Source organism: Agrobacterium bohemicum, from assembly GCF_001562555.1.
Lineage (GTDB): Bacteria > Pseudomonadota > Alphaproteobacteria > Rhizobiales > Rhizobiaceae > Agrobacterium > Agrobacterium bohemicum.
Map to the genome: position 1 here is coordinate 306,799 of NZ_KQ961024.1, position 25,185 is coordinate 331,983.

Sequence of the window (25,185 nt, forward strand, 5' to 3'; positions counted from 1 at the left end):
ACTCGAATGCGCGTGCGCGGTGCACGACTGTTAGTCGACGCTCAGACGGTAACCGATGCCACGCACGGTCTGCAAATAAACAGGGTTTGCGGGGTCGTCCTCGATCTTGCGACGCAGGCGATTGATCTGAACGTCGATAGTACGCTCTCCAACCTCCGCATCCGCCTCCACAAGTTCGTGGCGGGGAATGGTTTCACCAGCGCGCAGTGCGAACAGCAGCATGATTTCCTGCTCACGATCCGTGAGCCGGATGACTTCGGCAGCTCGACGCAATTCCTTGCGTGGAACCGAGAAGTTATAGGGGCCGAAGATGATCTGCTCGATTTTTGGCGTATCGGGAGACGTGTTGCGTCTGAGAATATTGTTGATGCGCAGCACCAGTTCCCGCGGATCGAAGGGTTTGGCGAGGTAATCGTCTGCGCCCGCTTCAAGACCGGCAATTCGTGCATCCGCTTCGGAGCGCGCTGTCAGGAGAAGAACCGGAACGGACTTGTTTTCATTGAGGGAGCGGGTGAGCGACAGGCCGTTTTCGCCGGGCATCATCACATCGAGGATGAGGAGATCGAACCGTATGCCCTCCATCTTGCGGCGTGCTTCGGCAGCATCCGCCGCTGCGGTGATGCGGTAACCCTTGTCGCCCAGGAAACGCTGGAGAAGATCGCGAATACGCGCATCGTCATCAACAATCAGCAGGTGAGGGGCGTCATCTTCGGCCAATGGCTGTTTCGTCGCGGTGCTTGGCATCGTTACTCCTTCGCCTCGATCACGGGGCCATCGGTTGCAGGATCACGCATGCGTGCCAGAAACTCGCGAACGCAGGCCCGCGCCTCCGGCTGCATGGCTTCAAGGGCGCGGTCGATGCGCCGTGATTGCGGGTCGCTCAGCGCCAGCGCCAGTTCGCGGCCGGTCAGGGTGGGATAAAGCCGGCGCTGGCGGCGGTCTTCCGGCCCGGCCATCTGGCGAATATATCCGTCGTCGATCAGTTGTTTCAACACGCGCGCCAAACTCTGCTTGGTGATCTGCAGAGTTTCCAGCAGGTCGGCGACCGTCATGCCCGGCTGGCGGCAGACGAAATAAACGACCCGGTGGTGTGCCCTGCCGTAATCCAGCTTGGACAGAATGACATCCGGGTCGGAGACGAAATCCCGATACGCAAAGAAGAATGCCTCGATCGTGTCGAAGTCGATCTTGCCGTCATCGACGTGCGGAAGAGCCGGAGTTTGTTTGACGGCGGCCTTTTTCATCGACTGGGCAGGCACTGTCGTTCCTTATTTTGCTCATCCACGAGGTGGTGCTTCTTACATAACGCTGAGACACTACCCGAAAATATGGCAAACGGGAGCATGAAGGCGATCATTTTCTATTGCGTTCGATAATATGACGTCGTTTGGACTTCAATATGATTATGTAACCGTGCGGCTTTAAACGCAAAAAGAGCGCGGACATGCCGCGCTCCTTCTTCAGATATGTACCAAGTGATTAATCGTATACGTAAACGATCCGACGTGTTTCAGGTTCTACGAGAACAGCGCGATCATTGACGCGAACATATCGATACTCGTAGTCCGGGACTTCCATCATCTGCGCGCCAGCAGGCACGGTTGAACCGATGACCACATCGCCATCGATGCTGATGGTTTCGCCGGGATGCTGATCGATGTAGGTCATCACGTTTTCTGGCGGGTCAACTTCACCAACACGACCAAGATTTGGATCGCCGGGGTTGGGTTCAGCCTGCGCGCTGGATGTCTTTTCATATGTTACCACAGGCACGTTGACGTCCGCACGACGCTCACGCAGAATGACGGGTGCGCCTTCGTACATCACATTGAGATAATCGGCATTTGCCCAGCCCCGAAGGCCATTTACCTCAATGCGGCACCATGCGCTGCCGTCGATACATCCATCGAGAACCGCATCGCTGCCACGGGTGGCAAGACCCACTTCCGGGTAGTCCTCACCAGGACCTGACCGCACGGAGAGATCAGAGGCCGTGGTCGCAACCATCGCTGCGTTCGCATATCCAGCCATCAACGCAAACGCGCCACCGGCAATCATAAGTTTCAGCTTCTTGTCCATTGTCTCGCTCCTTTGAAGACTGGGGCAAGAACGCGTGAGTGACCTGTCTGTTCCCGTTTTCGTGATCGCTAACATTTGGAGGCACAGCTGAGCGCACCTCGAAGGCGTGTTTTTTAACTTAAAACCTCTGTCCATCTCACGGGCTTTGTTGTGCCGCCAAGCCTGCCCATTTATAGAAGGTCGGTGTTTTATCAATGGAAGGAAGAGATCATGGGCAAGTTACAAGCGGGGATCGTTCCCGTGACGCCGTTTCAGCAGAACTGCACCATTCTCTTCGATGAAGATACAAAGGAAGGCGTGGTCGTCGATCCCGGTGGCGATGTGGATGTGATCATCCAGACGGTGACTGAGAACGGCATCAAGCTAAAGGAAATATGGCTGACGCACGGGCACCTTGACCATGCCGGTGGTGCCAAGCAGATGAAAGAAAAACTCTCGCTGCCGATCATCGGCCCGCATGAGGATGACAAGCCACTTCTGGAGCGCATCAAGATGCAGGCCGAGAAATACGGCATCACCGGCCTTCAAAACGTCCTGCCGGATCGATGGTTGAAGGATGGCGATACCGTTTCTTTCGGCGATCATCACTTCGAGGTCCTTCATTGCCCCGGCCACGCACCGGGCCACGTCATCTACTACAACCGCGCACAAGCCTTTGCCCATGTGGGCGACGTTCTATTCAGCGGCTCTATCGGTCGCACCGACCTTCCCGGTGGCAACCATGAGCAATTGCTGGCCTCCATCCGCGACAAGGTCTTGCCGCTGGGCGACGAAGTAGGCTTCATATGCGGCCATGGACCCGGCGGGCGCATCGGTGAAGAGCGTCGGACCAACCCGTATTTGCAGGGGATTTATGCGGATCAGAAAAGCGGGATGGCTGAAGGAGCCAGCAAAACAGCGGAGTAACGCGTTATGTTTGAGTCTCTGGGGTCGCGATCGGGCCGATTTCCAGAAGCAAGCCCATTAACTGTACGTCTAGCTGCCACCAAAACCAAAAAAACCCGGCATTCCTGCCGGGCTTCAACGAGAAGAGAAAGTCGTCAGGGGTTAGCCATCAATCTGCAGATTGACTGCTTTCGGTCCCTTGCCGCGACGATCCGGTTCAGTGTCGAAGCTCACTTTCTGGTTTTCTGAGAGAGCGGACAGGCCAGAAGCCTGTACGGCAGAGATGTGAACAAAGATATCGGCGCCACCATTGTCTGGCTTGATGAAGCCGAAGCCCTTGTCGGTATTGAAAAATTTAACGGTGCCAGTCTCGGCCATGCATCAGGTCCTTTTCGCTCTGCCCGTGTTCAGCTCCAGGCAGCATTGCAGTTTTGCCCGCAAGGGCGTACGGCAGGCAGTTTTTGATAATTGAGAAAGTGAACCATCGCGTGGAAAGCTTTTGACGTTCTGCTCAACGTTATTTTGTCCCCGCCGCTCGGAGTATTATATCCCCGATGCATTTGTTTATAGGCCTTCCCATGCTCGCAAATTGCCCGAACTGCAACAGATTGCTGTGTTTATTTTAAATTGGCAAGCAAAAGTTTTCACGGTTTTTTCACGCTTCGCAGGGTGCTACGAAACGTTTGGGGCAGGGCAGGCAGAATTTTTCTCACGGTCCCGCTGTCGGGAAACGAAATCATCGTTGGCGAGGCTATTTTACGGCTATTTTCGCGTGAAAAGAGTACGATCGCTTTCGCTAAAAAAGGTCGGATGCTTATATATTGGCCGTGACGCGGCTGTTGCGCCTTTTGGACAGCTCCGGAACCAGTTCAACCAACAGTATAGCAGCAAAAATGATGGCGCAGCCGATATATCCTGCCGCTGGAATTGTTTCCTGAAGGAATATAGCAGCAAAAAGCGCGCCGAACAGGGCTTCCGACGACAAAAAGATCGCTGCCTGTGGCGCTGTTGTATAGCGCTGACCAATAACCTGAAGTACGAAGGCCAGCCCTGATGACACCAGTCCGACATAGAGGATTTCGGTGATGGAGGATGCGATGGCGTGGTAGTTGATCGGCTCGATGACCGCTCCAATCAGCATGGCGAGTACGGCACACACCGCAAACTGTGTGCATGACAGTGCAAGCGGTCGGTTGCTCTGCATGACGTAGCGTCCGGCAAGGGTAATCTGTATGGCCCAGAAGAAGGCGCAGATTATGCTCAGCATATCTCCGGTCGTGAGGCGCGTGACGGCACCGCCGGATAGCAGATATATGCCGAGAAGCATCATCAGCGCCCCCGGCCATACCACCCAGTGCGGGTGGCGGCGGTAGATGATGACGGCAATGACCGGTACAAAGATGACGTAAAGTGCCGTCAGAAAGCTGGAATTGGTGACCGACGTCGTCAGCAGGCCGACCTGCTGCGTGGTGGCACCCATGAACAGCGCCAGGCCAACAAGAATGAAAGCCCTGAATTCGCCACGGCTTGGCGGCGCCTTCATGCGTCGGGTTTCCATCATCGCAAAGGGCAGGACGGCCAGAGCCGCGATGGCGAAGCGCAGACCAACGAACCAGAAAGGTCCTATCGTATCCATCGCGGTCGATTGCGCGACGAACCCTCCACCCCAGATCGCGGCGGCGAGCAAGAGAACAAGGTTGGCCTGAATGCGTGTCATGGAATCACCAAATGCAAAAGGCTTGCGCTTTGCGCGACCTTACGACCGAGACTGGGTTGGATTTGGCGATATGCCGGTTTCGGCGTTGCTCTACCAGCAAAGCACCAAGGCGGCAAGGCAGGCGCGTGGTTGATCAGTCGCGGCGGTGACGCGCGGAGGATTCCTGGATGCTGTTCATTGTGAGAACGATACCGCCGATTGCCATGGTCACAAAGCCGGCCACCACAAGAACGATGACGAAAATGCGGTCGGAGGCTTTCGAAATGGGAGCCGATGCTATGGAAGACGTATGGATATAATCGACGGCTTCGGACGCGTGGGCAGACGTCACCAATCCCGCCGCCATAGTAATGATCACAACGAGCGCTGCGAGTGCCATCCACGCCGAAAAAAGCATCCGTTGTGCTCTCAGCCGGTCTGCCGATTTCCGATCATTGAGAAACATTGTTCCGGTCCCTTTTCCGTCTTTCTCGTCAGCTTTACGGTGTGTCGCGACGCATTATTCCTGCTTCGTGCGACATGCCATAAAAGGGGCTCTGAAGTGGACGTCTTCTGGACCGAATTCAGACAGTCCGGCGTATTTATTGTGGCGATATAAAGGCGCCGGTTAACGCCCGTTAAACAAGGGTCAAATGCCGCGTTTTCCGAAGGTGCGGACGGGCTTTAACCCGCGTGGTTCAAGTGCCGGGGTAGAATGTGTCTGCCCATCGGGCAGTGTCCTGAAAAGGCTGGAGCGGGGCGTTCCGAGCAGTTCTGGAAAACGCTCGTTGAAGCTTGTGGGCGCGAGTTCTGGTTTGGCCAGCGCATAGCCCTGCATGAGGGCGACGCCGAGATCCAGGCACAACTCGATTTCCCGTTCGTCCTCCAGCGCTTCGAACACCGGTTCGATGCCCTCACGCGCAAACTGTTCAACGATAACGCGGATGAGGGCGGCACCTGCGGAGTTTTTGATGAAGTGTCGCGCCCATGCGGCTTCGAACTTGACGTAATCTGGCTTGATGAGCTTGACGCGCTCTATGTCGGAATCGCCCGCGCCATAATCGGCAATGGCAACGCGGAAACCCATGGCGCGCATGTGACCGGCAAAATCAGCCACCAGCCGTGTGTCGGAGGCATTCTTTTCAGCGATTTCGCAGACGATCCGGTCCGGGGACATGCCCGCCTCATGGGCTGAAAGCCGCATGCGCTCCACTTCCTGGCGCATCTTGGCCGGGGTGCGAAACAAGCCGGGATGAAAGTTGACGAAGATGCGGGCGCGCGATCGTTCCAGCGCGCCTGTATTGAGAATGTGGATGGTGCGCAGGATGCTATCTATCGCCTCGATGTCATCGGGGCGCACCTGTGCGAAAAGTTGGGCTGGCGAAACCAGCTCCGTGCCTTGATAGGGCCGGACCAGACCTTCGAACGAGTCGATATCGAAGCGTCCATCCGACAAACGGCGGAAAATAGGTTGAAGCGCGGATTTGAGCGAATAGGGCGCGTAGGTCGTAGACCACGAGCCATCGTCTTCACGCACGAGATTCGAAAAAATGCTTTTCGGTGCCATGGCGTCTTATCCGGAAATAACCCCTACCTCCGGTAGCATAACATGCAAAACATTACGAGCTAGTTAAGCATATGTTAAAATATGCCATTGGTACCATTTTCATGGCATCTACCCTTGAAACCCGGTACGTCTTTCGACATACCACTTGGCGCAGAAGGCGACAGTCGCAAACTTCTGCCGATGTCAATTTCAATAGGACCGATAAAAATGGCCTTCCTTGCCGACATTCTCTCCCGCGTAAAGCCCTCCGCCACCATCGCCGTTTCTCAGAAAGCCCGTGAATTGCAGGCGCAGGGCCGTGATGTGATTGGCCTTGGCGCAGGCGAGCCGGATTTCGATACGCCTGACAATATCAAGGAAGCCGCCATTGCCGCGATCAACGCAGGCAAAACGAAATACACGCCGATTTCGGGCATTCCCGAACTGCGCAAGGCGATTGCCGAAAAGTTCAAGCGCGAGAACGGTCTGGACTACAAGCCGGAGCAGACAATCGTCGGCACCGGTGGAAAGCAGATTCTTTTCAACGCTTTCATGGCAACGCTTAACCCCGGCGACGAAGTTGTTATCCCGACACCTTACTGGGTCAGCTACCCGGAAATGGTATCGATTTGCGGTGGCACGCCGGTTTTCGTCCACACCACGCTGGAAGGAAAGTTCAAGCTGACGGCAGAGGCGCTGGAAAAGGCGATCACACCGAAGACCAAGTGGTTCCTGTTCAACTCGCCGTCCAACCCATCGGGCGCTGCCTACAGCCACGACGAGCTGAAGGCGCTGACCGATGTTCTGGTCAAGCACCCGCATGTCTGGGTGTTGACCGATGACATGTATGAGCACCTGACCTATGGCGACTTCAAGTTCGTGACGCCTGTGGAAGTCGAGCCTTCGCTCTATGACCGCACGCTGACCATGAATGGCGTGTCCAAGGCCTATGCAATGACCGGCTGGCGCATCGGCTACGCGGCTGGCCCGTTGCAGCTCATCAAGGCCATGGACATGATCCAGGGTCAGCAGACGTCTGGCGCGACGTCCATTGCACAGTGGGCTGCTGTGGAAGCGCTGAACGGTACCCAGGATTTCATTCCGGCCAACAAGAAAATCTTCGAAGGCCGTCGTGATCTGGTTGTTTCCATGCTGAACCAGGCAAACGGCATCAATTGCCCAATGCCGGAAGGTGCGTTTTACGTCTATCCATCCTGCGCCGGACTGATCGGCAAGACCGCGCCGTCCGGCAAGGTTATCGAGACGGATGAGGACTTCGTGACCGAGCTTCTGGAAACCGAAGGCGTTGCCGTCGTTCACGGTTCCGCTTTCGGCCTCGGCCCCAACTTCCGCATTTCCTATGCGACATCGGAGAAGTTGCTGGAAGAAGCCTGCAACCGTATTCAGCGCTTCTGCGCAAATTGCCGTTAAGCATTGATTGAACAAAGAAAAGCCCGGCAGAGATGCCGGGCTTTGTGGTTTAAAGACCCAGAAACAACAGCATCACGAAGGTCGCGAACAGAATGAAGTGGGTCATGCCTTCGATGGCGTTCGTTTCGCCATCGTTCAGATTGATTGCCGCAGCAACCAGCGTGATGAACACCATGACCGTCTGAACTGGTGTCATGGCCATGATGAAAGGCTGGCCGGTGTAGAGCGCAATGCCTTCCATCACCGGCACGGTCAGAATGACGGTGGAGAGGGACGCACCCATGGCGATGTTGACGACCGATTGCATGCGGTTGCGCATCGCAGATCGCATCGCGGTCATGATCTCGGGTGCGGCCGAAATGGTGGCGACGACAACGGCCATCAGGGCCACAGGCGCGCCGCTGCCCTCCAGCCCGAAGCTCAGAAATGCGGACATGAACTCGGCTAGAACGCCGATCAGCACCACGCCGACAAGGATCACGCCGATGGAATAGGATGCGGGGCGGCCTTCTTCTTCATCGACACTCTTTTCTGCTCCAGTCACTTTGCGTTCCGCGCGGGGATAACTGTAGCTGAAAAAGTAGCTGTGCGGCCCAACCTGCATTTTGAGGAACAGAGCATACAGCGCAATCATCGCGCCGATGGTGAACATGGAGTAATAGTGCCACTTCGCCTCGGGAATGAATTCCGGCACGATCATCGAGATGCCCATGGCGGTCAGGATCATCACCACGTAGGTGCGAGCGGAATCGTCATTATAGGGCTGTTCACCGTGACGAAGCCCGCCAAGCAGCGCGGCAATGCCGAGAATGCCGTTGATATCGATCATGACGGCCGAATAGATCGTATCGCGCACAAGTGTCGGCGAGGTCGACTCGCTCATGATGATGGCAAGGATCAGCACCTCCACGGCCACTGCAGAGAGCGTCAGGATCATCGTGCCATAGGGGTCGCCAACCTTGTGGGCCAGAATCTCGGCATGATGCGCCACCCGCATTGACACGAGAATGATCACGCCGATCAATGCTGCGGCAACAACGAAAGACATCGTCTTGCCCTGGGCCATCAGCGCGTGCTCGGCCATATAGGCTGCAACGGCGATGGGCACGGCAGCCAGCAACATGCGCTCCTGTTTCAGCGTGGAAACAACTGACATTTTCGCCCTTCCGTATCATGCGATGCTTGTTTGTAGCGTTAGACCAAGATGCGGAGTTTGCACATTGATCGTTTTGGGGAGATAGTGGTTTCAAGGACATGGCGACACAGCCGCATTACCGTCCTTCAAATGCACGTTTGCGGCAAAGGTTGCCATGTTTCTTCCATGTATCAGGAGGAAGTGTGCATGACCAAAGTGGTGTATGAGATTGTGGAGCATGATGGCGGCTGGGCCTACCGGATGGACGGTGCCTATTCGGAGACATTCCCCACGCATTCCGATGCTCTGCAAGCCGCCCGCATCGCCGCCGCCGAACAGCAGGTCGGCGACGAAGACACGGAAATCAACTATCAGGATAAATCCGGTCGCTGGCACGAAGAGTACAGCCAGGGCGGTGACAGGCCGGAGGCGGAGGTGGTGGATATTGCTGCCGCCCAAAAATAATGGCAAAAAGACGCGCCCTCGTTGAAGAGCGCGCCTTTCGATTTCATATTCAGCCCAAGGCGGGATAGTCAGTATATCCCTCTGCGCCGCCGCCGTAAAAGGTCTGCTGGTTTGGCTCGTTGAGAGCCGCGTTTTCCTTCAGACGGTGCACAAGATCAGGGTTGGAAATGAAGGCCTTGCCGAAGGCGACTGCATCGACCTTGCCACTTTCAGTTGCCGCAATCGCGCTGTCGCGGTCATAACCATTGTTGGCGATCCAGAGACCCTTGCCTCCTGCATTGGTGTAGGCGGCTTTCAGTGCGTCATAGTCAAACGGCTTGTCACCCTGTTTGAAATCACGCGGGCCGCCTGTCGCGCCTTCGATCACGTGGACGAAGGCAAGGCCACGGCCGCCGAGTTCGCTGGCGACGTAGTCGAACAAAGGCTGTGGATCTGCTTCGAAAATGTCGTTGGCGGGCGTAACGGGAGACAGGCGGATGCCGGTGCGACCAGCGCCGATTTCCTTTGTTACGGTGTCGACGACTTCCAGCAGGAAGCGTGCGCGGTTTTCAATGGAGCCGCCATAGGCATCCGTGCGCTGGTTGGTGCCGGACTTCAGGAACTGGTCGATCAGGTATCCGTTAGCGGCGTGAATTTCGACGCCGTCAAACCCGGCATCTATGGCTGCACGGGCACCGGTGCGGTAATCTTCCAGAATGACGGGGATTTCCTGCAGCGAGATTTCCCGTGGCTCGGATGTTTCTGCGAAGCTGCCTGTGCCGTCATCATTGATGATGTAGGTCTTGGAGTTTGCCTTGATAGGCGACGGAGCAACCGGCTGTCCGCCATGCGGTTGGAGCGAGGTGTGCGAGATGCGACCGACATGCCAGATCTGTGCGACGATCTTGCCGCCAGCCTTGTGGACGCTATCGGTAACGGCTTTCCAGCCATCGATGGCTTCCTGCTTGTACAGGCCGGGAACGTCGGCATAACCCTGGCCCTGTTGTGAAACGGGCGTGCCTTCCGTGACGATGAGGCCGGCACTGGCGCGCTGCTCATAATAGGCTGCGTTCAGATTGTTGGGAATTGCGCCCGGCGAACGGTTGCGGGTCAGAGGTGCCATAACGATACGGTTCGCCAGTGCGATATCGCCTGCCTGGGCCGGTTCGAAAAGTTTTGTCATGGGAATTGGCTTTCTCTTCTGGTTGATAGAGAGCGCTTGAAGTGCGCCTGTTTTAGATCGGAGCATCGTGTTTTCCGAAAACCGCTTCACACTTTTCGGGTCGATGCTCTAAAGCTTCTGGTTCAGATAGGCGAGAAACGTCGCGATGTTGTCCTCGTCGCGCTCGTAGAAGTTCCATTGTCCAACCTTGCGCGACCGCACCAATCCTGCAGCCTGCAAAGCCGCGAGGTGGGAAGAGACTGTCGATTGCGACAGGCCACTGATTTCAAATTGGTGCGCGCATACACCCATGGTAAATGGATGCGCCTGATTGAAATGCTGGTCCGGCTCTTTGAGCCATTCGAGGAATTTCAATCGCACCGGATGAGCAATGGCCTTCAGGGCGTCTTCATGGTTCATGTTGTTTCCGTATATCTGTCCATAACGATATTTATATCGATAAAACTCGATATCAAGGGCTGCTGCAAATTTGATTTTGGCCCGGGCCAAAAAAAAGGCCGCTGGATTTCTCCGCGGCCTGACAGTTTTGAAGGTCATGACCTCCAGAGGGGAACAGCTGACCGGTGCGGGAGCACCCGCGTCAGCTTCATTGAATATGGAAATCTGCGCCAATCTTAGCAAGGGCGTTTTGTTTAATAAACGTAAGGACCCGAGAAAAATATTGCGGGTAAAAAAAGAGGGCCACCGGATTGCTCCAGGGCCCTTATAAGTGTGAAGGTTAAAAAAACCTCCAGAGGGGAACAGCTGACGCGGCGGAACTGGGAGGAAAAGCCGCCGTGTGCATCAGCTATGTGCGATATGTTGCTTTTTTGGGCAGTAAACAACTCTTTTTTGTGCAGGTCAGCCGTGCGCTGGGCGCATCACTGAGAATTACAGTTATATTTATTTCGCAAATCTGCCCGCAGACCATCGTAAACAGTGATTTCAACCTGTTTGTTAAGTGTCTGTTTTTTAAATATTTTTACAGTTCTTCACACCTATTAGCGTGTCAGAAATTCCAGTTGCGAGCTTTGGCAACTACGAAATCGCGGAAGACTTTCAGCTTAGCTGCATTCTTCAATTCGTCCGGATAGCAAAAATAGGTATCGAATGAAGGAATATCTGCGGGCAGGGACAGTTGTATCAGGCCCGGATCACGGCCAACAATGTAGTCAGGCAGGCAGGCTATGCCGATTCCCAGCAGGCAGGCCCGCTTGATGGAGGTCTGGCTGTTGATCTGCAAATGCGCGATGCGGGTGTTATCGGACGAGCGTCCGGCATTTTCCAGCCAGTTCACGTCGAGAAGGTAATTCGGGGCCGGCTCTCCAAACGAGATGACCTTGTGGTTATCCAGATCCTCGATCGACTGTGGCTCGCCGTAGCGATTGATATAGGACGGGGCCGCATAGACGTGCATATGCACGGTGAACAGCTTGCGCTGGATGAGATCAGATTGTTGCGGCTGGCGCAGACGGATGGCGCAATCCGCATGCCGCATGTTCACGTCGATTTCTTCATTGTCGAGAATAAGCTGGATCGACATATCAGGGTAAAGCTGGAGGAACTCCTGCACCTTGTCCGTCAGCCACCCTTGGCCGAGGCCGACCGTGGTGGTGACGCGCAGCTTGCCGCTTGGCTTTTCCGTCGTTTCCGTCAGTTGCATCTTGACGGTTTCGAGCTTCAACAGAACGTCATGCGCGGTTCTATATAGCAATTCACCCTGTTCCGTCAGAATAAGGCCGCGCGCGTGGCGGTGAAACAGCTTCACACCGACATCCTGTTCCAGTGCGCTGACCTGACGGCTGATGGCCGACTGGGACAAATGCAGCTTGTCTGCCGCGTGGGTGAAGGAGCCAGCTTCGGCAGCCGCATGGAATATGCGCAGTTTGTCCCAGTCCAATGGCATAGGCATGCGGTGTTTAGCCCTTCTTATTCAGCGGCAATGGCAAGCGGGGCTTGCGCTGCGAGAAAACGTTCCACCTCAAGCGCGGCCATGCAGCCCATGCCAGCAGCGGTGATGGCCTGCCGGTATGTATCATCTGTCACGTCGCCTGCCGCAAATATTCCCTCGACATCGGTCGCCGTCGAATCGGGTGCAGTCCACATATAGCCGTTCGGCTTCAACTTTACCTTGTCTTTAAACAGCTCCACCGCTGGCGCATGACCAATGGCCACAAATACACCGTGGATCGGCATATCTGTAATTTCACCGGTATTCGTATTGCGGATTTTTGCGCCGGTTACCGACGGCGGCATGGGGTGTTTGGCAGGCGTACCGGTAATCTCGGCAATTTCGCTGTTCCAGACAATATTCACATTTTCCTTCGCGAAAATGCGTTCCTGAAGGATTTTCTCGGACCGGAAGCTGTCGCGACGATGCACGACCGTGACCGACTTGGCGATGTTGGACAGGTAGAGCGCTTCTTCCACGGCCGAGTTGCCGCCACCAACGACGATCACGTCCCTGTTGCGATAGAAGAAACCATCGCAGGTGGCGCAGGCGGAAACGCCGAAACCCTGAAACTGCTGCTCGCTCTCGATGCCCAGCCACTTCGCTTTCGCGCCCGTGCATATGATCAGCGTGTCTGCGGTCCAGACCGCGCCGGAGTCGGTCTTTACCGTAAAGGGACGACGCGTTGTTTCGACGTCCGTCACCAGATCGTTGACGATCTCAGCGCCGACATGCGTTGCCTGCTTCAGCATCTGGTCCATCAGAAACGGCCCCTGGATTGGATCGGCGTAACCAGGATAGTTTTCCACATCGGTGGTGATCATCAACTGGCCGCCCTGTTCCATGCCGGCAATGAGAACTGGTTCAAGCATGGCGCGCGCCGCATAAATCGCGGCGGTGTAGCCAGCGGGGCCGGAGCCGATGATCAGGACCTTGGTATGGCGGGCAGACATGGAACGTTCCTTTCAAACGGGGCTGCCAGACATCCGAGCCCAACATACTGGCTCCATCACGATGCGCCCCTTCACTGGCCGGTATTTAAGAGTGTCCAGAGACGATATTCAAGGGCAGCCTTGCATTACCAACAGGGCATAGGGCCGTGTACACGTAATTTTGTGTCGCCGTGCGGCAGGATTATTGCGAATCCCGTCGTGAAGAGTAGAAGGAAGCATCAAACTGAACAAGGAAGAGCAGAGTGGCCAGCGTTGACCTCGATGCGATCGATCTGAAAATACTGCGTGAACTGCAGCGCGACGGGCGAATGACCAATGTCGATCTTGCAGACCGCGTCGGCATCTCTGCGCCACCCTGCCTGCGCCGCGTTCGCAAGCTGGAGGAAGCTGGCATCATCGAAGGTTACCACGCCATGTTGAATGCGCCAAAGCTGGGTTTCGACCTCGTGGCATTCTGCATGGTGGGGCTGAAGCGTCAGTCCGAAACCAACCTGAAAGCCTTCGCCGCCGCCACAGACCGCTGGCCCTTGGTGCGTCAGGCATGGATGGTCTCCGGCGACAGCGACTTCCTGCTTCACTGCGTGGCCGAAAACCTGACCCAGTTCCAGGACTTCGTCATCGAAGTGCTGACTGCCGATGAGCACGTGGATACCGTGCGCACGATGCTGACGATCAGGCAGGTAAAGCGGGCAGGGCTGGTTGGGATTTAGCGACTGGGCGATAGACGTTACGTGTTCTAGTCATTGATTTTCGTTTGCCGGGAAAAAATATGAACCTCGACATCACCATAGTAGCAGGCCGCCGCCCTGAACTTTTGCAGCGGACGCTTGAAAGCTTTTCTCGGAACGCATTCCAATTTCACAACGTCGTCAACGTCTACGCTAATATCGATCCGATTTTTGGCACGGATGAGGATGAAGCGCGCTGCATTGCCCTGCTGCACCAGTATTTCGCGTCACCCGTCATCTTCACACCGGAAGCCGCAGGGTTCGGTGCCGCCGTAAAGCGTTTGTGGCAGGCGACAACTGCCGACTACGTCTTTCATCTGGAGGATGACTGGATTGCTCTCGACACTCTGGACGAGCGGGTGCACGCCAACTTCAGCGAGACCGTGAAGCAAGTGTCTTTCCATAGCGCCAGCCAGAACTGGGACATCAGGAAACGAGGACATCTGCACCGCGGAAAGCGCTACTGGAAGTTTGCCGGAATAAGAGTGCCACGAAGCTCCTATACCAAATTCACCACGTCGCCTTCCGTCATCAATGGCACGGTCGCACGCCGCAGCGCAGAATTGATGAACCCGGCCTTTGACCCCGAAAAGCAGTTCTATTCAGCTGTGAACGAGGCGTTGGAAACCTACATCGCCAGCTTCGACAACTACATCTTTTCTCCCGCCGGTATTCCTGTGGTAGAAGATACCGGTCGCGATTGGCGCGACCAGCGCGGTATTCAGAAAAAGATTACCAATGCTGCGAGTTCTTGGGTGAGCGAGTAGCGGAATAGTTTATGTGCAATCGGAATCGTCGCAACTTTGACAGAAGTATATAATGGGACAGCTTGATATAGTCGTTGTAAATCTGGCGCGCTCGCTCGAGCGCAGAACAGCTATGATGGCGCTTTTGGACCCGCTTGGGTTGTCCTATAGTTTCTTCGAAGCGGTGGATGGAAAAGCAGGCAAGCATCCCCTGTTTGATCGATTTGATCCGCGTATGGCAGAGATCCGTCGTGGGTTTACGCTGACCCCCGGTGAACTGGGATGTTACGCGAGCCATTACCTGCTTTGGGAACGTTGTGTCACTGAAAACCGATCGCTTCTGATTTTTGAAGACGATATAGAATTGAACGACACCTTCCTCAGTGCCTATCACGCAGCCGTAGAGAATATCGGGAAATATGGGCTCCTGCGGTTCTCCGGACACAAGGTGCGTCCTTGGACCCGGATCGAGGCTGTCGCAGATGGTCTCGACATTATTCGCCTGAAGATTGGCCCACATGGGACGTCGTGTTATGCGATCTCCCCGGATGCTGCGAGAAAGCTGATAGATTCCGCTCGAGTCTGGTTCGAACCTGTGGACTGCCATCTGGATCGGTTTTGGACGCACCACGTCAATTGCTACGGGTTTTCGCCATGGCCAGTCACCCATGCGGCGGAAGCGCCGGATCAATCGGAAATATGGCAGGGCGCTCAGCGGGATAAAAAATCCAGACGTTTTCGAAAACTGCGCGCCTTGTATCGTGCAGGAGACGATATCGGTCGATTTATCTCCAATGTACGATATCTGGGACGATGGAACGGCTGAGCAGATGCGTGTGATAACAAACCAAAAGAGTGACCTGTGATCATTACCCGTATTGTTGGCGGCCTTGGCAATCAGATGTTTCAATACGCGGCCGGTCGCGCTCTGTCGCTTGCCAGCGGACAGCCGTTGAAGCTCGATCTGACGGAAATGGATCGATATAAGCTTCGCGCGCTGCAACTTGACCAATTCAACATCAAGGGTGATATCGCACGTTTAGATGAAGTCCCCGCCAGACAACGCAACAGCATTTTCGGTCGGATCGTGACATCCGTGAAAAACCGAGGGCGCGTTCCGCAACTGGTGGAAAAATCGGCGCAGTTTGATCCAGCGATCTTGAGAACCAGCGGCCCCGCGCATCTCTCTGGATACTGGCAGACGGAAAAATACTTTGCAGATTATGCGGATATTATCCGCGAGGATTTTTCCTTGAAGCAACCTTTCAGCGTCGAGCGCCAAAGGACACTGACAATGATTGAAGAGGCGCAGTCTCCGATATCCGTCCACGTCAGACGCGGCGATTACGTCACAAACCCGACGGCCAACTCTATTCACGGCACCTGCGAACCAGAATGGTATGCAAAAGCGATGCAGAATATGGCATCAACAATAAAGGACGCTACCTTCTTTGTTTTTTCCGACGACCCGCAATGGGCACGGGAAAATTTGACGACGATCGGTGCAATGATATTTGTCGAGCCTCAATCAGATGGTCGAGACGGAGAAGACATGCACCTCATGGCAGCATGCCACTCCCATATCATTGCCAACAGCACATTCAGTTGGTGGGGGGCGTGGCTTAATTCGAATGCGGACAAGCGTGTTATTGCGCCAGCGATGTGGTTTCGGTCAGAGGCGCATAGTAATCCGGATTTGGTGCCAGCGGGCTGGGAAAGATTGACGACGTAACATCTTGCCCGTTTGCTGATGTTGCTGAGTTTGATTATTTTTTGAAGGGATGACGCTATAACAGTCTACGTCTTTGGCGATAGTCACTCCGCATATTGTTTCGAGTGTCTAGCGGAAGCTAAAATACACTGGCTCGGGCCGATCACCATGCATCGACTGGCACGTGATGGAATAGCATTTGTTGGTCAGCTGGTGTCGCGTTTCGAAGATGGAGACGTTGCTTTATTCATGGTTGGCGAAATTGATATCAGATGCCACCTGATTCCGATATCGGAAACTTCAAAAAGACCGATCGAAGATGTTGCAGAAGAATTAGCTGCAAGGTTCATATCCAAGCTAATCTTACTTCAAAGAGACCAACCCCAAATCAAAGTTGTTATCGCACAGCCGCCATTTCCGACTGACCGGAGACCGAATGTCGAGCTTCCCTTTAGAGGAAGTATTGCTGAGCGCGTCCATTTGCACAGCCTGCTGAGTGATGGCTTGGATCGGTTGTGTCGGACATCAGGGCTGCATTTTTTACGCATGCCATTAAAATATAAAAATAAAAATGGGGTGTTGAGAAGGAAGTATTCCGACGATGGTGTTCACATCATGCCTTGCGAGGCCAAAGCGGTTATAGAAGCCCTTGGGAAGTTAACCTCAAAAAAATTATACTTCAAAGGAAAGCTGCTTACTGTCATAAAACGACGCTGGAACTATACGTGGGGCGGGACGCTACGCCGCCAGGGACTACCGGAAACCACACCGGTTGATTTACCGAAATAGCACAAAATGAGGAATTCTGTGCTAGGCCGGGGCTTGTGAATTGGTCTTTCTAAAAGTGTATATTCCGCATCCATACCTTACTTTCGTGGCATCGCCGTCCACAGGTTCTCTTAATTTCAGATTACCCAAATCATCTACGTAATCAAAACGTTCTAGTGTCATGTTTAACTTTATACTGTCGTGATTAAGCACGCTCGTAGCGTGAAATACGCGATGGGCGTTGAAATGAACCTGATCGGTTCTACCAATTGGAAAACTGATATAGAGGATTCCATTATTTTTTAGCATTCTAACCAGATTGGAAATACCTCTTTCATGCCCCGTCACATCAATTGGATCACCATAGCGCCCTAAGCCGAAATGTTCGATTGCATGCAGGCAAGAGAGCGAATCCGTGATTTCCTCACCTGCATCGCGCATTAAATCTGCCTGCCGAAACACAATGTTTTTATGTGAAGTCGGTTGTAGTGGCCTTACGTCCAAGACTTCAATTTCTCTGAACGACGCGACATGCGCAACAAAACCATCGATTCTGGAGCCAACGTCGATATGGCGCACTGGACTGGCTGCATGAACGTAACTGGCAACCAGAAGATCTTGATGGAAATAGTGTCCTTTAACGACGCCCGCACTGTCAGAGAAATCTTCGAGCACCATGCGAAGTTTATCGATTTTGCCCCCTTGTTCGAGCCATTTTTTCTTGTCAGCCAGGTAGCGCCTCATAAAACGATAATTATACAGCTTGTTGGTATCTATACCGCACACTCTGGCCATTTTCTTGAGTTCTCGAAGGAGGCCCATTTTCTACCTTTTCTGCGCAACGCTGTATGTTGTTTTTGGCGTTATTTAACGAGGAATTGGACGTTTTTTAAAAGCAATTTTGAAAGAAGGTTTAAATTTTTTATCGACTTCCTCTTCAGGCGATACTTCCAACGCGAGAAGTACTTTTCTGCTTCCAGATCGTTCATGCTTCGATCCATTTTTACAATATCCGTCGCTAGGTCAGAGAGGATCGAGAACAAATTATATTCATTCAAAACACGTCTACGGGATTCTTCGAGGTGGGGGCGTGCAGCCTCCGCTCGATCCGATTCAATCAGATCGCGAATAATGACGATTGCATTCTCGGGATTGGCAATATCGATTGGTGCCAACGATTCTTTTGAAAAATAATCCGTGATATTGGGGCATCCATAATAGATAGGGTAGGTCAAAGAAAGATACGGATCGGCGAGTTTTTCTGTCCAGTAGTCTGGATAGCAGCTATTCTCTATTGCAATATGATATCGATAATCATTCAGAACTTCAGATTTATCTCCAAAACCGTTTATGTTCCGACCAAATACATCAATTTCGGTCCCGAAGTATGATTTGAGCTTCTGAACAAATTCCAGTCTGGCTCTATGCCCTTCTGTTCGAGCTTTGTTAGAGGACACGACTGATATCGATTTCGTTTTCGGAGAGCTTAGTGTCTCAAAATTTCTGTAGTTCACCGGAGTCGATAAAAGATGCCCGTTATTATCCCAAGCCCCGATATGCCAAGGAGATCCTATTTGTCCAAATAAAACGTTCCGATGTCTGGTGGTGGTATCCGTGGTGAGAATGAAGTCAAATTGATTGAGAAAATCTGGATGATACGTCTTTATGCTCGCTGGTTCTGACGCAATAAAGACGCTTCGGTTGGCACGTATTTTCCCAACCATATCGAGCGGTATAGCGTCGTAAACAAACAGGACATCACAATCATGAAAATCGCCTGAGAAGATGAATTCTACGCCGTTCCAAACTGTGATGTTATCAGGAAACTGTCGCTCCCAGTGCCACTCCGAAGAGGACGAAATAAATCCCGCTTTGATAAGCATGAGGCACCTTCGATATAAACGACGCGTGACTTTTACGCGAGATTTGTTTGTTAGTTCGTGAGATGGTCGACTCTAGATATTCTGTAAGTCGCATTAACGCCTTCGGATAAGCCGATCTTCGGCTCCCACCCCATCGTCCTCAACTTTTCCGCACTCATCAGCTTCCTAGGCGTTCCATCAGGCTTGCTGAGATCATGCTTGATTTCGCCCTCGAAGCCGACAATTTCACAAATGAGTTTTGTGAGGTCAAGGATGGAGATGTCTTCGCCGCTGCCGACGTTCACGTGGCTTTCGTCGGAGTAGTTCTTCATCAGGAAGACCAGCGCATCGGCGCAGTCGTCGGCGTGGAGGAATTCGCGGCGGGGGGTGCCGGTGCCCCAGATGGTCATGTCCTTGTCGCCGCGCGTCTTTGCCTCATGCGCCTTGCGGATGAGCGCGGGAAGGACGTGGCTGGAGGTCAGGTCGAAATTGTCGCCGGGGCCGTAGAGGTTTGTGGGCATGGCGGAGATGAAGTCGCATCCGTATTGTTTGCGATACGCCTGTGTCAGCTTGATGCCAGCGATCTTGGCGATGGCATACCATTCATTCGTCGGTTCCAGCGCGCCGGTGAGCAGGGCGTCTTCGGTGATCGGCTGGTCTGCGAATTTCGGGTAGATGCAGGAAGAACCAAGGAAAAGGAGTTTTTCCACTTCGGCGCGGTAGGAGGCCTCGATGATGTTGGCTTCGATCATCAGGTTCTCATAGAGAAATTCTGCCGGGCGGGTGTCATTGGCCAGAATGCCGCCGACTTTTGCCGCGGCCAGAAAAACGGCTTGCGGTTTGTTGTTTGTCATCCACGCCGAAACCTGCGCCTGGTTGCGCAAATCCACCTCATCGCGACCGACCGTCAGAATGTCGCAACCCTCTTGCTGCAAGCGCCGCACGATGGCTGAGCCGACCATGCCGCGATGGCCCGCGACCCAGACCCGCTTGCCCTGGAGATCGTATAGGCTCATGCTCAAGCGCCCTTCGTCACGATGTCCGATTGCATGATACGCAGGTCTTCCACCACCATTTCCCTTGCCAGTTCCCGCACGCTCGTCTCATGCTTCCAGCCGAGTTTCTCGTGTGCCTTGGTCGGGTCGCCTATCAGCAATTCCACTTCAGTCGGGCGGAAGTAGCGCGGGTCGACTTCGACCAGAACCTTGCCGGTGGCGGTATCGATGCCCTTTTCGCTGACGCCTTCGCCCTGCCATTTCAGGTTGATGCCAACATCTTCGAAGGTCCATTCCACGAACTGGCGCACGGGTGTCGTTTCACCTGTTGCCAGCACGTAGTCATCCGGTTTGTCCTGCTGCATCATCAGCCACATGCCACGCACATATTCCTTGGCGTGGCCCCAGTCGCGTTTCGCATCGAGATTGCCGAGATAGAGTTTTTCCTGACGGCCGAGCTTGATGGCTGCTGCTGCGCGCGTGATCTTGCGCGTGACGAAGGTCTCGCCGCGCATGGGGCTCTCGTGGTTGAACAGGATGCCGTTCGAGGCATGCAGGCCGTAAGCTTCGCGGTAATTGACCACGATCCAGTAAGCATAGAGCTTTGCCGCTGCATAGGGGCTGCGCGGGTAGAAAGGCGTGGTCTCGCGTTGCGGAACTTCCTGAACCAGACCGTAAAGTTCTGATGTCGATGCCTGGTAGAAGCGGGTCTTCTTTTCAAGCTTGAGAATGCGGATCGCTTCCAGCAATCGCAGGGTGCCGATGCCATCTGCATTGGCCGTGTATTCCGGTGTCTCGAAGGAAACCTGCACATGGCTTTGCGCGGCAAGGTTATAAATCTCGTCAGGCTGGGTTTCCTGCACGATGCGGATCAGGTTGGTTGCATCCGTCATGTCGCCGTAGTGGAGGAAGAAGCGGGGGTTCTCCTCGTGCGGATCCTGGTAAATGTTTTCGATGCGTCCGGTGTTAAAAGATGAGGAGCGGCGCTTGATGCCGTGGACGATGTAACCCTTATCCAGCAACAACTGCGCCAGATAGGCACCGTCTTGGCCTGTGACGCCAGTGATGAGGGCGACCTTCGCTTCGTCAGACATTCAATTCGCCTTCTTTTATCGCACTATGTGGCCTCAAGCACTTTGCGCTCGATTGGCCCTGGATGCTGCTCTTTTAAGCGCACGTTATTTGCTTGTGCGATATCTCAAGTCGAGTGCAAAATAAACATCAGATTTTAAAAGGTGTTTGCACCCGAGGGCAGTGGCGGCGAATCTCTGCCCCGTTTTGGCTCATTTCGATTGTCGTGATTTGGCGAATCTCTGTTGGTGCCTGCTGGCAATAAACTTGTCCATGAGAAGCCGGTATTGCTTGGCGAGGCCATAATACCACCGCCTCTTGTGCGTGTTGCGCCGCTGTCCAGCACCTGCAACAATCTGGCTTGCTGCGTCCGTGGTGGTGACGGGTGCCGGCCAGAATGAGTATCCGTGTCCCGTGCGGGTCAGCCAGTAGCGGAGGTAATTGTCCACAGGCGCAAAAATCTCGCGGTGTTCTTCAACGAAAAGCCGCGCGCCTTCGCGCGACCAGACGATTGCGCTCGTCGTCATCGGGAAGTAATGAGCAGCGACCAGTTGGCACGCGTGACCGTCAACGTTGTAGTTCGCAATGGGTGTGGCGATCTTCAGCTTGTTGTTGCCGATGTTTATCAGGCGCCATCTGGGATCGACCGCTTCCAGCTCCGGCAATGCCTGTTCCAGCAATGCGACCGGATTGCAGAGCGGCAGGGCGTCGTCCTCCAGAACGAGTGCGTAGTTGGCCTCGGATTGAAGAAACTGTTTCGCTACCTTGAGGTGGCTGTAATAACAACCGATTTCGCCACCGACGAGGCTGCGGCCCATATACCGCTCGGCGCGCTCGGCATTGTAGTCGCCGACCGTGGACAGATCGAGTGGACGTCCGTCAACGGCGGATACCCGCTCGAACGAAATGCCGAATGCGGCGAGTTTGTCGCTTATCGATGCAAGGCGGTCGTGGCTGCCGTCCAGATTGATGACGAAAATTCCAAGAGACTGCATGTCGGGCTTCGTATCCTGTCTTGTCAGATATGCGAACGTGATGTCGCCGTCTTCCCAATATCCCGGCTGAGCCTTCCAGAACAAGCGGTTTCATGCGGCCACAATGTGGGGCGCAAGAATTTCGGAATGCCCGCTTTCCCCCTTGCACCGATCCGGTAACCGGAACATAAAGACCGGAATGCCTGCAAATGCTGGTTTGCGGTATATAGAATTGCCAGAGGCGAAGTTCAGGATAAAGACGTATGCGGGTTCATCAGTATATTTTCGGCAAGGACGGCGGCGCGGAAAAGTTCTTCGTGCATCTCGTTGGCGCTTTGGCGCGGCGTGGCGTGGAGCAGACGGCTGTCATGCGTTGGAATCGCCGTTGGCGCGAAGATGTCGAAGTTCACGCGAAGGTCATCCAGAGCAACTTCCGTAACCTGTCGATCGACCGCATCCTGCTTCCAATGAAAGTTCTGTCGATTGCCAAACGGGATAAGGCGGATGCGATCATCTCCTGGTCGACGCGCGGCGCGCGTCTGATGCCGGACTATAAAGGTGGCATCAAACTGTCGCGGCTCGGCGACTACCCAACTCATCTCGGCTATTTCAAGAACACGGATATTCTGGTGTGCAACACGCCGGGTATCGGCGACCATGTGCGTAAACTTGGCTGGACGCGCGGTGTGGAGGTGATCTCCAACTTCACCGACACAACGACAGTCGCGCCAGTGTCGCGGGCTTCCGTCAACACTCCAGAGGGTGTGCCGCTGGTTGTAACGATGGGGCGCTTCGTAAAGCGCAAGCGTTTCCATCTTCTCATCGAGGCCGTTGCGGCTGTGCCCGATGCCTATCTCTGGATTGTCGGTGATGGCGAGGAGCGCGAAGCGCTTGAGGCCGTCACCCGTGAGCACAAGATGGAACAAAGGGTACGCTTCCTCGGCTGGCAAAAGGATACGCGGCCTTACGTCGCTGCAGCCGATATTTTTGTCATGCCGTCCAGTCACGAGCCGCTTGGCAATGTGATCTTCGAGGCATGGGCGCAAAACCGTGCCGTTATCTCGTCGCGTTCTGAGGGGCCATCGTGGTTCATGCGTGACGGTGAAAACGGACTGCTTGTGGATATCGACGATGTTGCCGGATATACCCGCGCCATCAAACAGTTGATTGCTGATCCCGCTCTTTCGGCAAGGCTCGGCGAAAACGGTCGCGCCACGCTGGTCGGGCAGTTCTCTGAAGAGGCCGTGGCCAGCGCTTACATTGATCTGTTCAAGCGGAAGCCGTGAGCGCCGCGTAGACCTTGCCGATATTTTCGGCTTCACCGTTGATGGTGAAGTTTTCCGTGACATGTGAGCGAGCAAGACCGCTTGCATGATCGCGTTTCGTGTCGTCTTCCATCCACACCGCAACAGTGCGAACCATCGCGTCGAGGTCGTTCCGACTGATAACCTCGCCGGTTTGAGGCTCCACAATCAGTTCCGGAAACGCGCCGACATCGGTTGCGACAACCGGCACGCCGGTTGCCATGGCTTCCAGCGGCGTCAGGCCGAAGCCTTCCCAGCGTTGTGGGGCGACGAAAAGATCGAGGGTGCGGTACCAGTCGTTGATGTTGGTATGTTCACCAACGAAGAGGATGCGGTCTCCAAGACCGGCCGCCCGGACTTTTTCCTTCAGGCTGTTTTCAAACTCCACATGCGGACCGGTGGCGCGTCCTGCAATGATGGCAGACCATTCGGGTCGTTGCGGCAACACGGCAATCATGGTGTTGACAAACAGGTCGGTGCCTTTCTGGTGGCGCACCCTGCCGAAGCAACCGGCATGTTTTTGATGAGCATCCAGACCGAGGAGCCGTTTCAACGTGGCCTTATCGGCGGCAGGCGAAAAGCGTTCCGTATCGATGCCATGCATGATGACGGTGCTCGGCACGTCCAGATAGGTCGCAGTCTTGCCGTTGGTGGCGATAACCGCATCCATGCGGGAAATCAGGAACTTCGTCCAGCCGGTGTGCTTGCGTTGCGAAGCGGATGTGAAGGCCAGTTTCAACTTCATGCGCAAGATGTCGCGCATGACGATGCCCGGCAGCATCTCGATGTTGCGCCGCGCATGCCACACGCGCGGCTTTTGATCCGGCCCCGGTTTCCAAAGCTGCCACAGATCGCGAAAGCGAATATGTGGCAGGCTGTCGGGCAAACCCGGCCCGATGGCCGCCACATCTTGCCCCTGCCTGTTTTGCACGGGCAGAAGCTGAATAATGGTGGATGTTACGCCGGAAAGCCTGCGCTTGAAATTCGGCGCAAGCACCCGGACGTTAGCCAAGTCAATGTAAGGCAAAATCGGATTCTCGGGGGAGGGAGCTTTCGATCAGCCCCAGTTGATGGAGAGGATTTCGTATCCGCGTGAGCCGCCGGGTGCATGCACCTCGATGCTGTCGCCTACTTCCTTGCCGATCAGCGCACGCGCGATAGGCGAGGAGATGGAGATACGGCCCTGCTTCACGTCGGCTTCCTGGTCGCCAACGATCTGATAGGTCTTCTGCTCGTTGGAATCCTCATCCACAAGCTTGATCGTGGCACCGAATTTGATTGTCGTGCCAGACATCTTCGAGAGGTCGATGACCTCGGCGCGCGCTGTCAGATCTTCAAGCTCGGCAACGCGGCCTTCATTGTGGCTCTGCGCTTCCTTGGCGGCATGGTATTCGGCATTTTCGGAAAGATCGCCATGGGCGCGCGCTTCTGCAATCGCCTCGATAATCCGTGGACGCTCTTCCTGCTGACGAAAGCGCAGTTCTTCCTGCAACTTGACGAATCCGCCCTGAGTCATTGGTACTTTTTCTACCATTTTTTCTTCCTTCGCATTCAACCCGCGGCACCCGCAGACACAAAAAGAAACAGGTTCCGGAGCAAAACTACGGAACCATGTCAAAATCACAATTTGAGGGACTATATCAGAAGACCGCAACAAATTGCCAGATAATTTGAAACCGTCACTCCACCGTAAAAAACCGTTCGCCATAACTACTCTAATATTGACGAGTTGATCAAGAACATA

29 protein-coding genes are annotated in these 25,185 nt (G+C 54.4%); 10 read left to right on the forward strand and 19 right to left on the reverse strand.

Annotation, left to right across the window (positions count from 1 at the left end; genetic code table 11):
- Positions 1–30: 30 nt before the first annotated feature.
- The 3 genes from ATO67_RS04655 to ATO67_RS04665 form a co-directional block, all read right to left on the reverse strand.
- Complete coding sequence (locus ATO67_RS04655) at positions 31–744, reverse strand: response regulator (protein ID WP_067645048.1); 714 nt, start codon at positions 742–744, stop codon at positions 31–33.
- A 2-nt stretch (positions 745–746) separates the two neighbouring features.
- Complete coding sequence (locus ATO67_RS04660) at positions 747–1,259, reverse strand: MarR family winged helix-turn-helix transcriptional regulator (RefSeq protein ID WP_103088927.1); 513 nt, start codon at positions 1,257–1,259, stop codon at positions 747–749.
- A 220-nt stretch (positions 1,260–1,479) separates the two neighbouring features.
- A complete protein-coding gene (locus ATO67_RS04665; RefSeq protein WP_067645053.1) occupies positions 1,480–2,079 on the reverse strand; it encodes a DUF1236 domain-containing protein in 600 nt (199 codons plus the stop codon).
- A gap of 210 nt (positions 2,080–2,289) precedes the next feature.
- Between ATO67_RS04665 and ATO67_RS04670 the strand changes: the two genes are divergently transcribed.
- Positions 2,290–2,985, forward strand: coding sequence for an MBL fold metallo-hydrolase (locus ATO67_RS04670; RefSeq protein WP_067645055.1), 696 nt, complete (start codon positions 2,290–2,292; stop codon positions 2,983–2,985).
- A gap of 141 nt (positions 2,986–3,126) precedes the next feature.
- Here the strand turns inward: ATO67_RS04670 and ATO67_RS04675 are convergent, their stop codons facing one another.
- Entirely contained in the window at positions 3,127–3,342 is a 216-nt protein-coding gene (locus ATO67_RS04675) for a cold-shock protein (RefSeq protein WP_042617292.1), read from the reverse strand.
- A 436-nt stretch (positions 3,343–3,778) separates the two neighbouring features.
- The gene (locus ATO67_RS04680; protein ID WP_067645059.1) at positions 3,779–4,681 is read right to left on the reverse strand and encodes a DMT family transporter; all 903 of its coding nucleotides are present in this window, start codon (positions 4,679–4,681) and stop codon (positions 3,779–3,781) included.
- Here ATO67_RS04680 and ATO67_RS23695 point away from each other — a divergent pair.
- The gene (locus tag ATO67_RS23695) at positions 4,680–4,814 is read left to right on the forward strand and encodes a hypothetical protein (protein ID WP_280940004.1); all 135 of its coding nucleotides are present in this window, start codon (positions 4,680–4,682) and stop codon (positions 4,812–4,814) included. The genes ATO67_RS04680 and ATO67_RS23695 overlap by 2 nt on opposite strands.
- Here ATO67_RS23695 and ATO67_RS04685 read toward each other — a convergent pair whose 3' ends face one another.
- Together ATO67_RS04685 and ATO67_RS04690 are read right to left on the reverse strand one after the other, a co-directional pair.
- Entirely contained in the window at positions 4,815–5,078 is a 264-nt protein-coding gene (locus ATO67_RS04685; protein WP_245303840.1) for a hypothetical protein, read from the reverse strand.
- Positions 5,079–5,309: 231 nt separating this feature from the next.
- Positions 5,310–6,227, reverse strand: a complete 918-nt coding sequence (locus tag ATO67_RS04690) for an EAL domain-containing protein (RefSeq protein WP_067645065.1) — start codon at positions 6,225–6,227, stop codon at positions 5,310–5,312.
- 207 nt (positions 6,228–6,434) lie between these two features.
- Between ATO67_RS04690 and ATO67_RS04695 the strand changes: the two genes are divergently transcribed.
- Positions 6,435–7,637: a pyridoxal phosphate-dependent aminotransferase gene (locus ATO67_RS04695; RefSeq protein ID WP_067645068.1), complete on the forward strand. Its 1,203-nt coding sequence runs from the start codon at positions 6,435–6,437 to the stop codon at positions 7,635–7,637.
- 49 nt (positions 7,638–7,686) lie between these two features.
- Here ATO67_RS04695 and ATO67_RS04700 read toward each other — a convergent pair whose 3' ends face one another.
- Entirely contained in the window at positions 7,687–8,793 is a 1,107-nt protein-coding gene (locus tag ATO67_RS04700) for a calcium:cation antiporter (protein ID WP_067645071.1), read from the reverse strand.
- 186 nt (positions 8,794–8,979) lie between these two features.
- Between ATO67_RS04700 and ATO67_RS04705 the strand changes: the two genes are divergently transcribed.
- The gene (locus tag ATO67_RS04705) at positions 8,980–9,237 is read left to right on the forward strand and encodes a DUF2188 domain-containing protein (RefSeq protein ID WP_067645074.1); all 258 of its coding nucleotides are present in this window, start codon (positions 8,980–8,982) and stop codon (positions 9,235–9,237) included.
- 49 nt (positions 9,238–9,286) lie between these two features.
- On the opposite strand, the gene ATO67_RS04710 is transcribed toward ATO67_RS04705, so the two are convergent.
- The 4 genes from ATO67_RS04710 to trxB all read right to left on the reverse strand — a co-directional run bounded on the left by ATO67_RS04710 (position 9,287) and on the right by trxB (position 13,282).
- On the reverse strand, positions 9,287–10,399 hold the full coding sequence (locus ATO67_RS04710; protein WP_067645609.1) for an alkene reductase: 1,113 nt from the start codon (positions 10,397–10,399) through the stop codon (positions 9,287–9,289).
- Between the two features lie 108 nt (positions 10,400–10,507).
- The gene (locus ATO67_RS04715) at positions 10,508–10,798 is read right to left on the reverse strand and encodes an ArsR/SmtB family transcription factor (RefSeq protein WP_067645610.1); all 291 of its coding nucleotides are present in this window, start codon (positions 10,796–10,798) and stop codon (positions 10,508–10,510) included.
- A 589-nt stretch (positions 10,799–11,387) separates the two neighbouring features.
- The gene (locus ATO67_RS04720) at positions 11,388–12,284 is read right to left on the reverse strand and encodes a LysR family transcriptional regulator VtlR (RefSeq protein ID WP_067645077.1); all 897 of its coding nucleotides are present in this window, start codon (positions 12,282–12,284) and stop codon (positions 11,388–11,390) included.
- 23 nt (positions 12,285–12,307) lie between these two features.
- Positions 12,308–13,282, reverse strand: a complete 975-nt coding sequence (gene trxB / locus ATO67_RS04725) for a thioredoxin-disulfide reductase (protein WP_067645080.1) — start codon at positions 13,280–13,282, stop codon at positions 12,308–12,310.
- Positions 13,283–13,524: 242 nt separating this feature from the next.
- Between trxB and ATO67_RS04730 the strand changes: the two genes are divergently transcribed.
- From ATO67_RS04730 to ATO67_RS04750, 5 genes are all read left to right on the forward strand, one after another.
- Positions 13,525–13,992, forward strand: a complete 468-nt coding sequence (locus ATO67_RS04730; protein ID WP_067645083.1) for an Lrp/AsnC family transcriptional regulator — start codon at positions 13,525–13,527, stop codon at positions 13,990–13,992.
- A gap of 59 nt (positions 13,993–14,051) precedes the next feature.
- Positions 14,052–14,777, forward strand: a complete 726-nt coding sequence (locus ATO67_RS04735; protein ID WP_067645086.1) for a glycosyltransferase family 2 protein — start codon at positions 14,052–14,054, stop codon at positions 14,775–14,777.
- A gap of 52 nt (positions 14,778–14,829) precedes the next feature.
- A complete protein-coding gene (locus ATO67_RS04740; RefSeq protein ID WP_082760154.1) occupies positions 14,830–15,582 on the forward strand; it encodes a glycosyltransferase family 25 protein in 753 nt (250 codons plus the stop codon).
- A 126-nt stretch (positions 15,583–15,708) separates the two neighbouring features.
- Complete coding sequence (locus ATO67_RS04745) at positions 15,709–16,488, forward strand: alpha-1,2-fucosyltransferase (protein WP_157940983.1); 780 nt, start codon at positions 15,709–15,711, stop codon at positions 16,486–16,488.
- Between the two features lie 147 nt (positions 16,489–16,635).
- Positions 16,636–17,256, forward strand: a complete 621-nt coding sequence (locus ATO67_RS04750) for a hypothetical protein (RefSeq protein ID WP_067645095.1) — start codon at positions 16,636–16,638, stop codon at positions 17,254–17,256.
- A gap of 21 nt (positions 17,257–17,277) precedes the next feature.
- Here ATO67_RS04750 and ATO67_RS04755 read toward each other — a convergent pair whose 3' ends face one another.
- The 5 genes from ATO67_RS04755 to ATO67_RS04775 all read right to left on the reverse strand — a co-directional run bounded on the left by ATO67_RS04755 (position 17,278) and on the right by ATO67_RS04775 (position 22,158).
- Positions 17,278–18,057 carry a DUF268 domain-containing protein gene (locus ATO67_RS04755; RefSeq protein ID WP_067645098.1) on the reverse strand — a complete coding sequence of 260 codons (780 nt, stop codon included), beginning with the start codon at positions 18,055–18,057 and terminating at the stop codon, positions 17,278–17,280.
- A 41-nt stretch (positions 18,058–18,098) separates the two neighbouring features.
- Positions 18,099–19,118: a glycosyltransferase family 10 domain-containing protein gene (locus ATO67_RS04760; RefSeq protein ID WP_067645101.1), complete on the reverse strand. Its 1,020-nt coding sequence runs from the start codon at positions 19,116–19,118 to the stop codon at positions 18,099–18,101.
- Positions 19,119–19,168: 50 nt separating this feature from the next.
- Positions 19,169–20,113 carry a GDP-L-fucose synthase gene (fcl, locus tag ATO67_RS04765; RefSeq protein ID WP_067645104.1) on the reverse strand — a complete coding sequence of 315 codons (945 nt, stop codon included), beginning with the start codon at positions 20,111–20,113 and terminating at the stop codon, positions 19,169–19,171.
- 2 nt (positions 20,114–20,115) lie between these two features.
- Positions 20,116–21,186 (reverse strand): GDP-mannose 4,6-dehydratase, encoded by a 1,071-nt coding sequence (gene gmd / locus ATO67_RS04770; RefSeq protein ID WP_067645107.1) that lies wholly within the window; start codon positions 21,184–21,186, stop codon positions 20,116–20,118.
- Positions 21,187–21,375: 189 nt separating this feature from the next.
- A complete protein-coding gene (locus ATO67_RS04775; RefSeq protein ID WP_157940982.1) occupies positions 21,376–22,158 on the reverse strand; it encodes a glycosyltransferase family 25 protein in 783 nt (260 codons plus the stop codon).
- Positions 22,159–22,400: 242 nt separating this feature from the next.
- On the opposite strand from ATO67_RS04775, the gene ATO67_RS04780 reads away from it, so the two are divergent.
- Entirely contained in the window at positions 22,401–23,423 is a 1,023-nt protein-coding gene (locus tag ATO67_RS04780) for a glycosyltransferase (protein WP_067645113.1), read from the forward strand.
- Here ATO67_RS04780 and ATO67_RS04785 read toward each other — a convergent pair.
- Positions 23,407–24,468, reverse strand: coding sequence for a glycosyltransferase family 4 protein (locus ATO67_RS04785; protein ID WP_173645918.1), 1,062 nt, complete (start codon positions 24,466–24,468; stop codon positions 23,407–23,409). The two genes, ATO67_RS04780 and ATO67_RS04785, sit on opposite strands and share 17 nt — an antisense overlap.
- A 30-nt stretch (positions 24,469–24,498) precedes the next feature.
- Positions 24,499–24,975, reverse strand: a complete 477-nt coding sequence (gene greA / locus ATO67_RS04790) for a transcription elongation factor GreA (RefSeq protein ID WP_067645116.1) — start codon at positions 24,973–24,975, stop codon at positions 24,499–24,501.
- Positions 24,976–25,185: the final 210 nt, after the last annotated feature.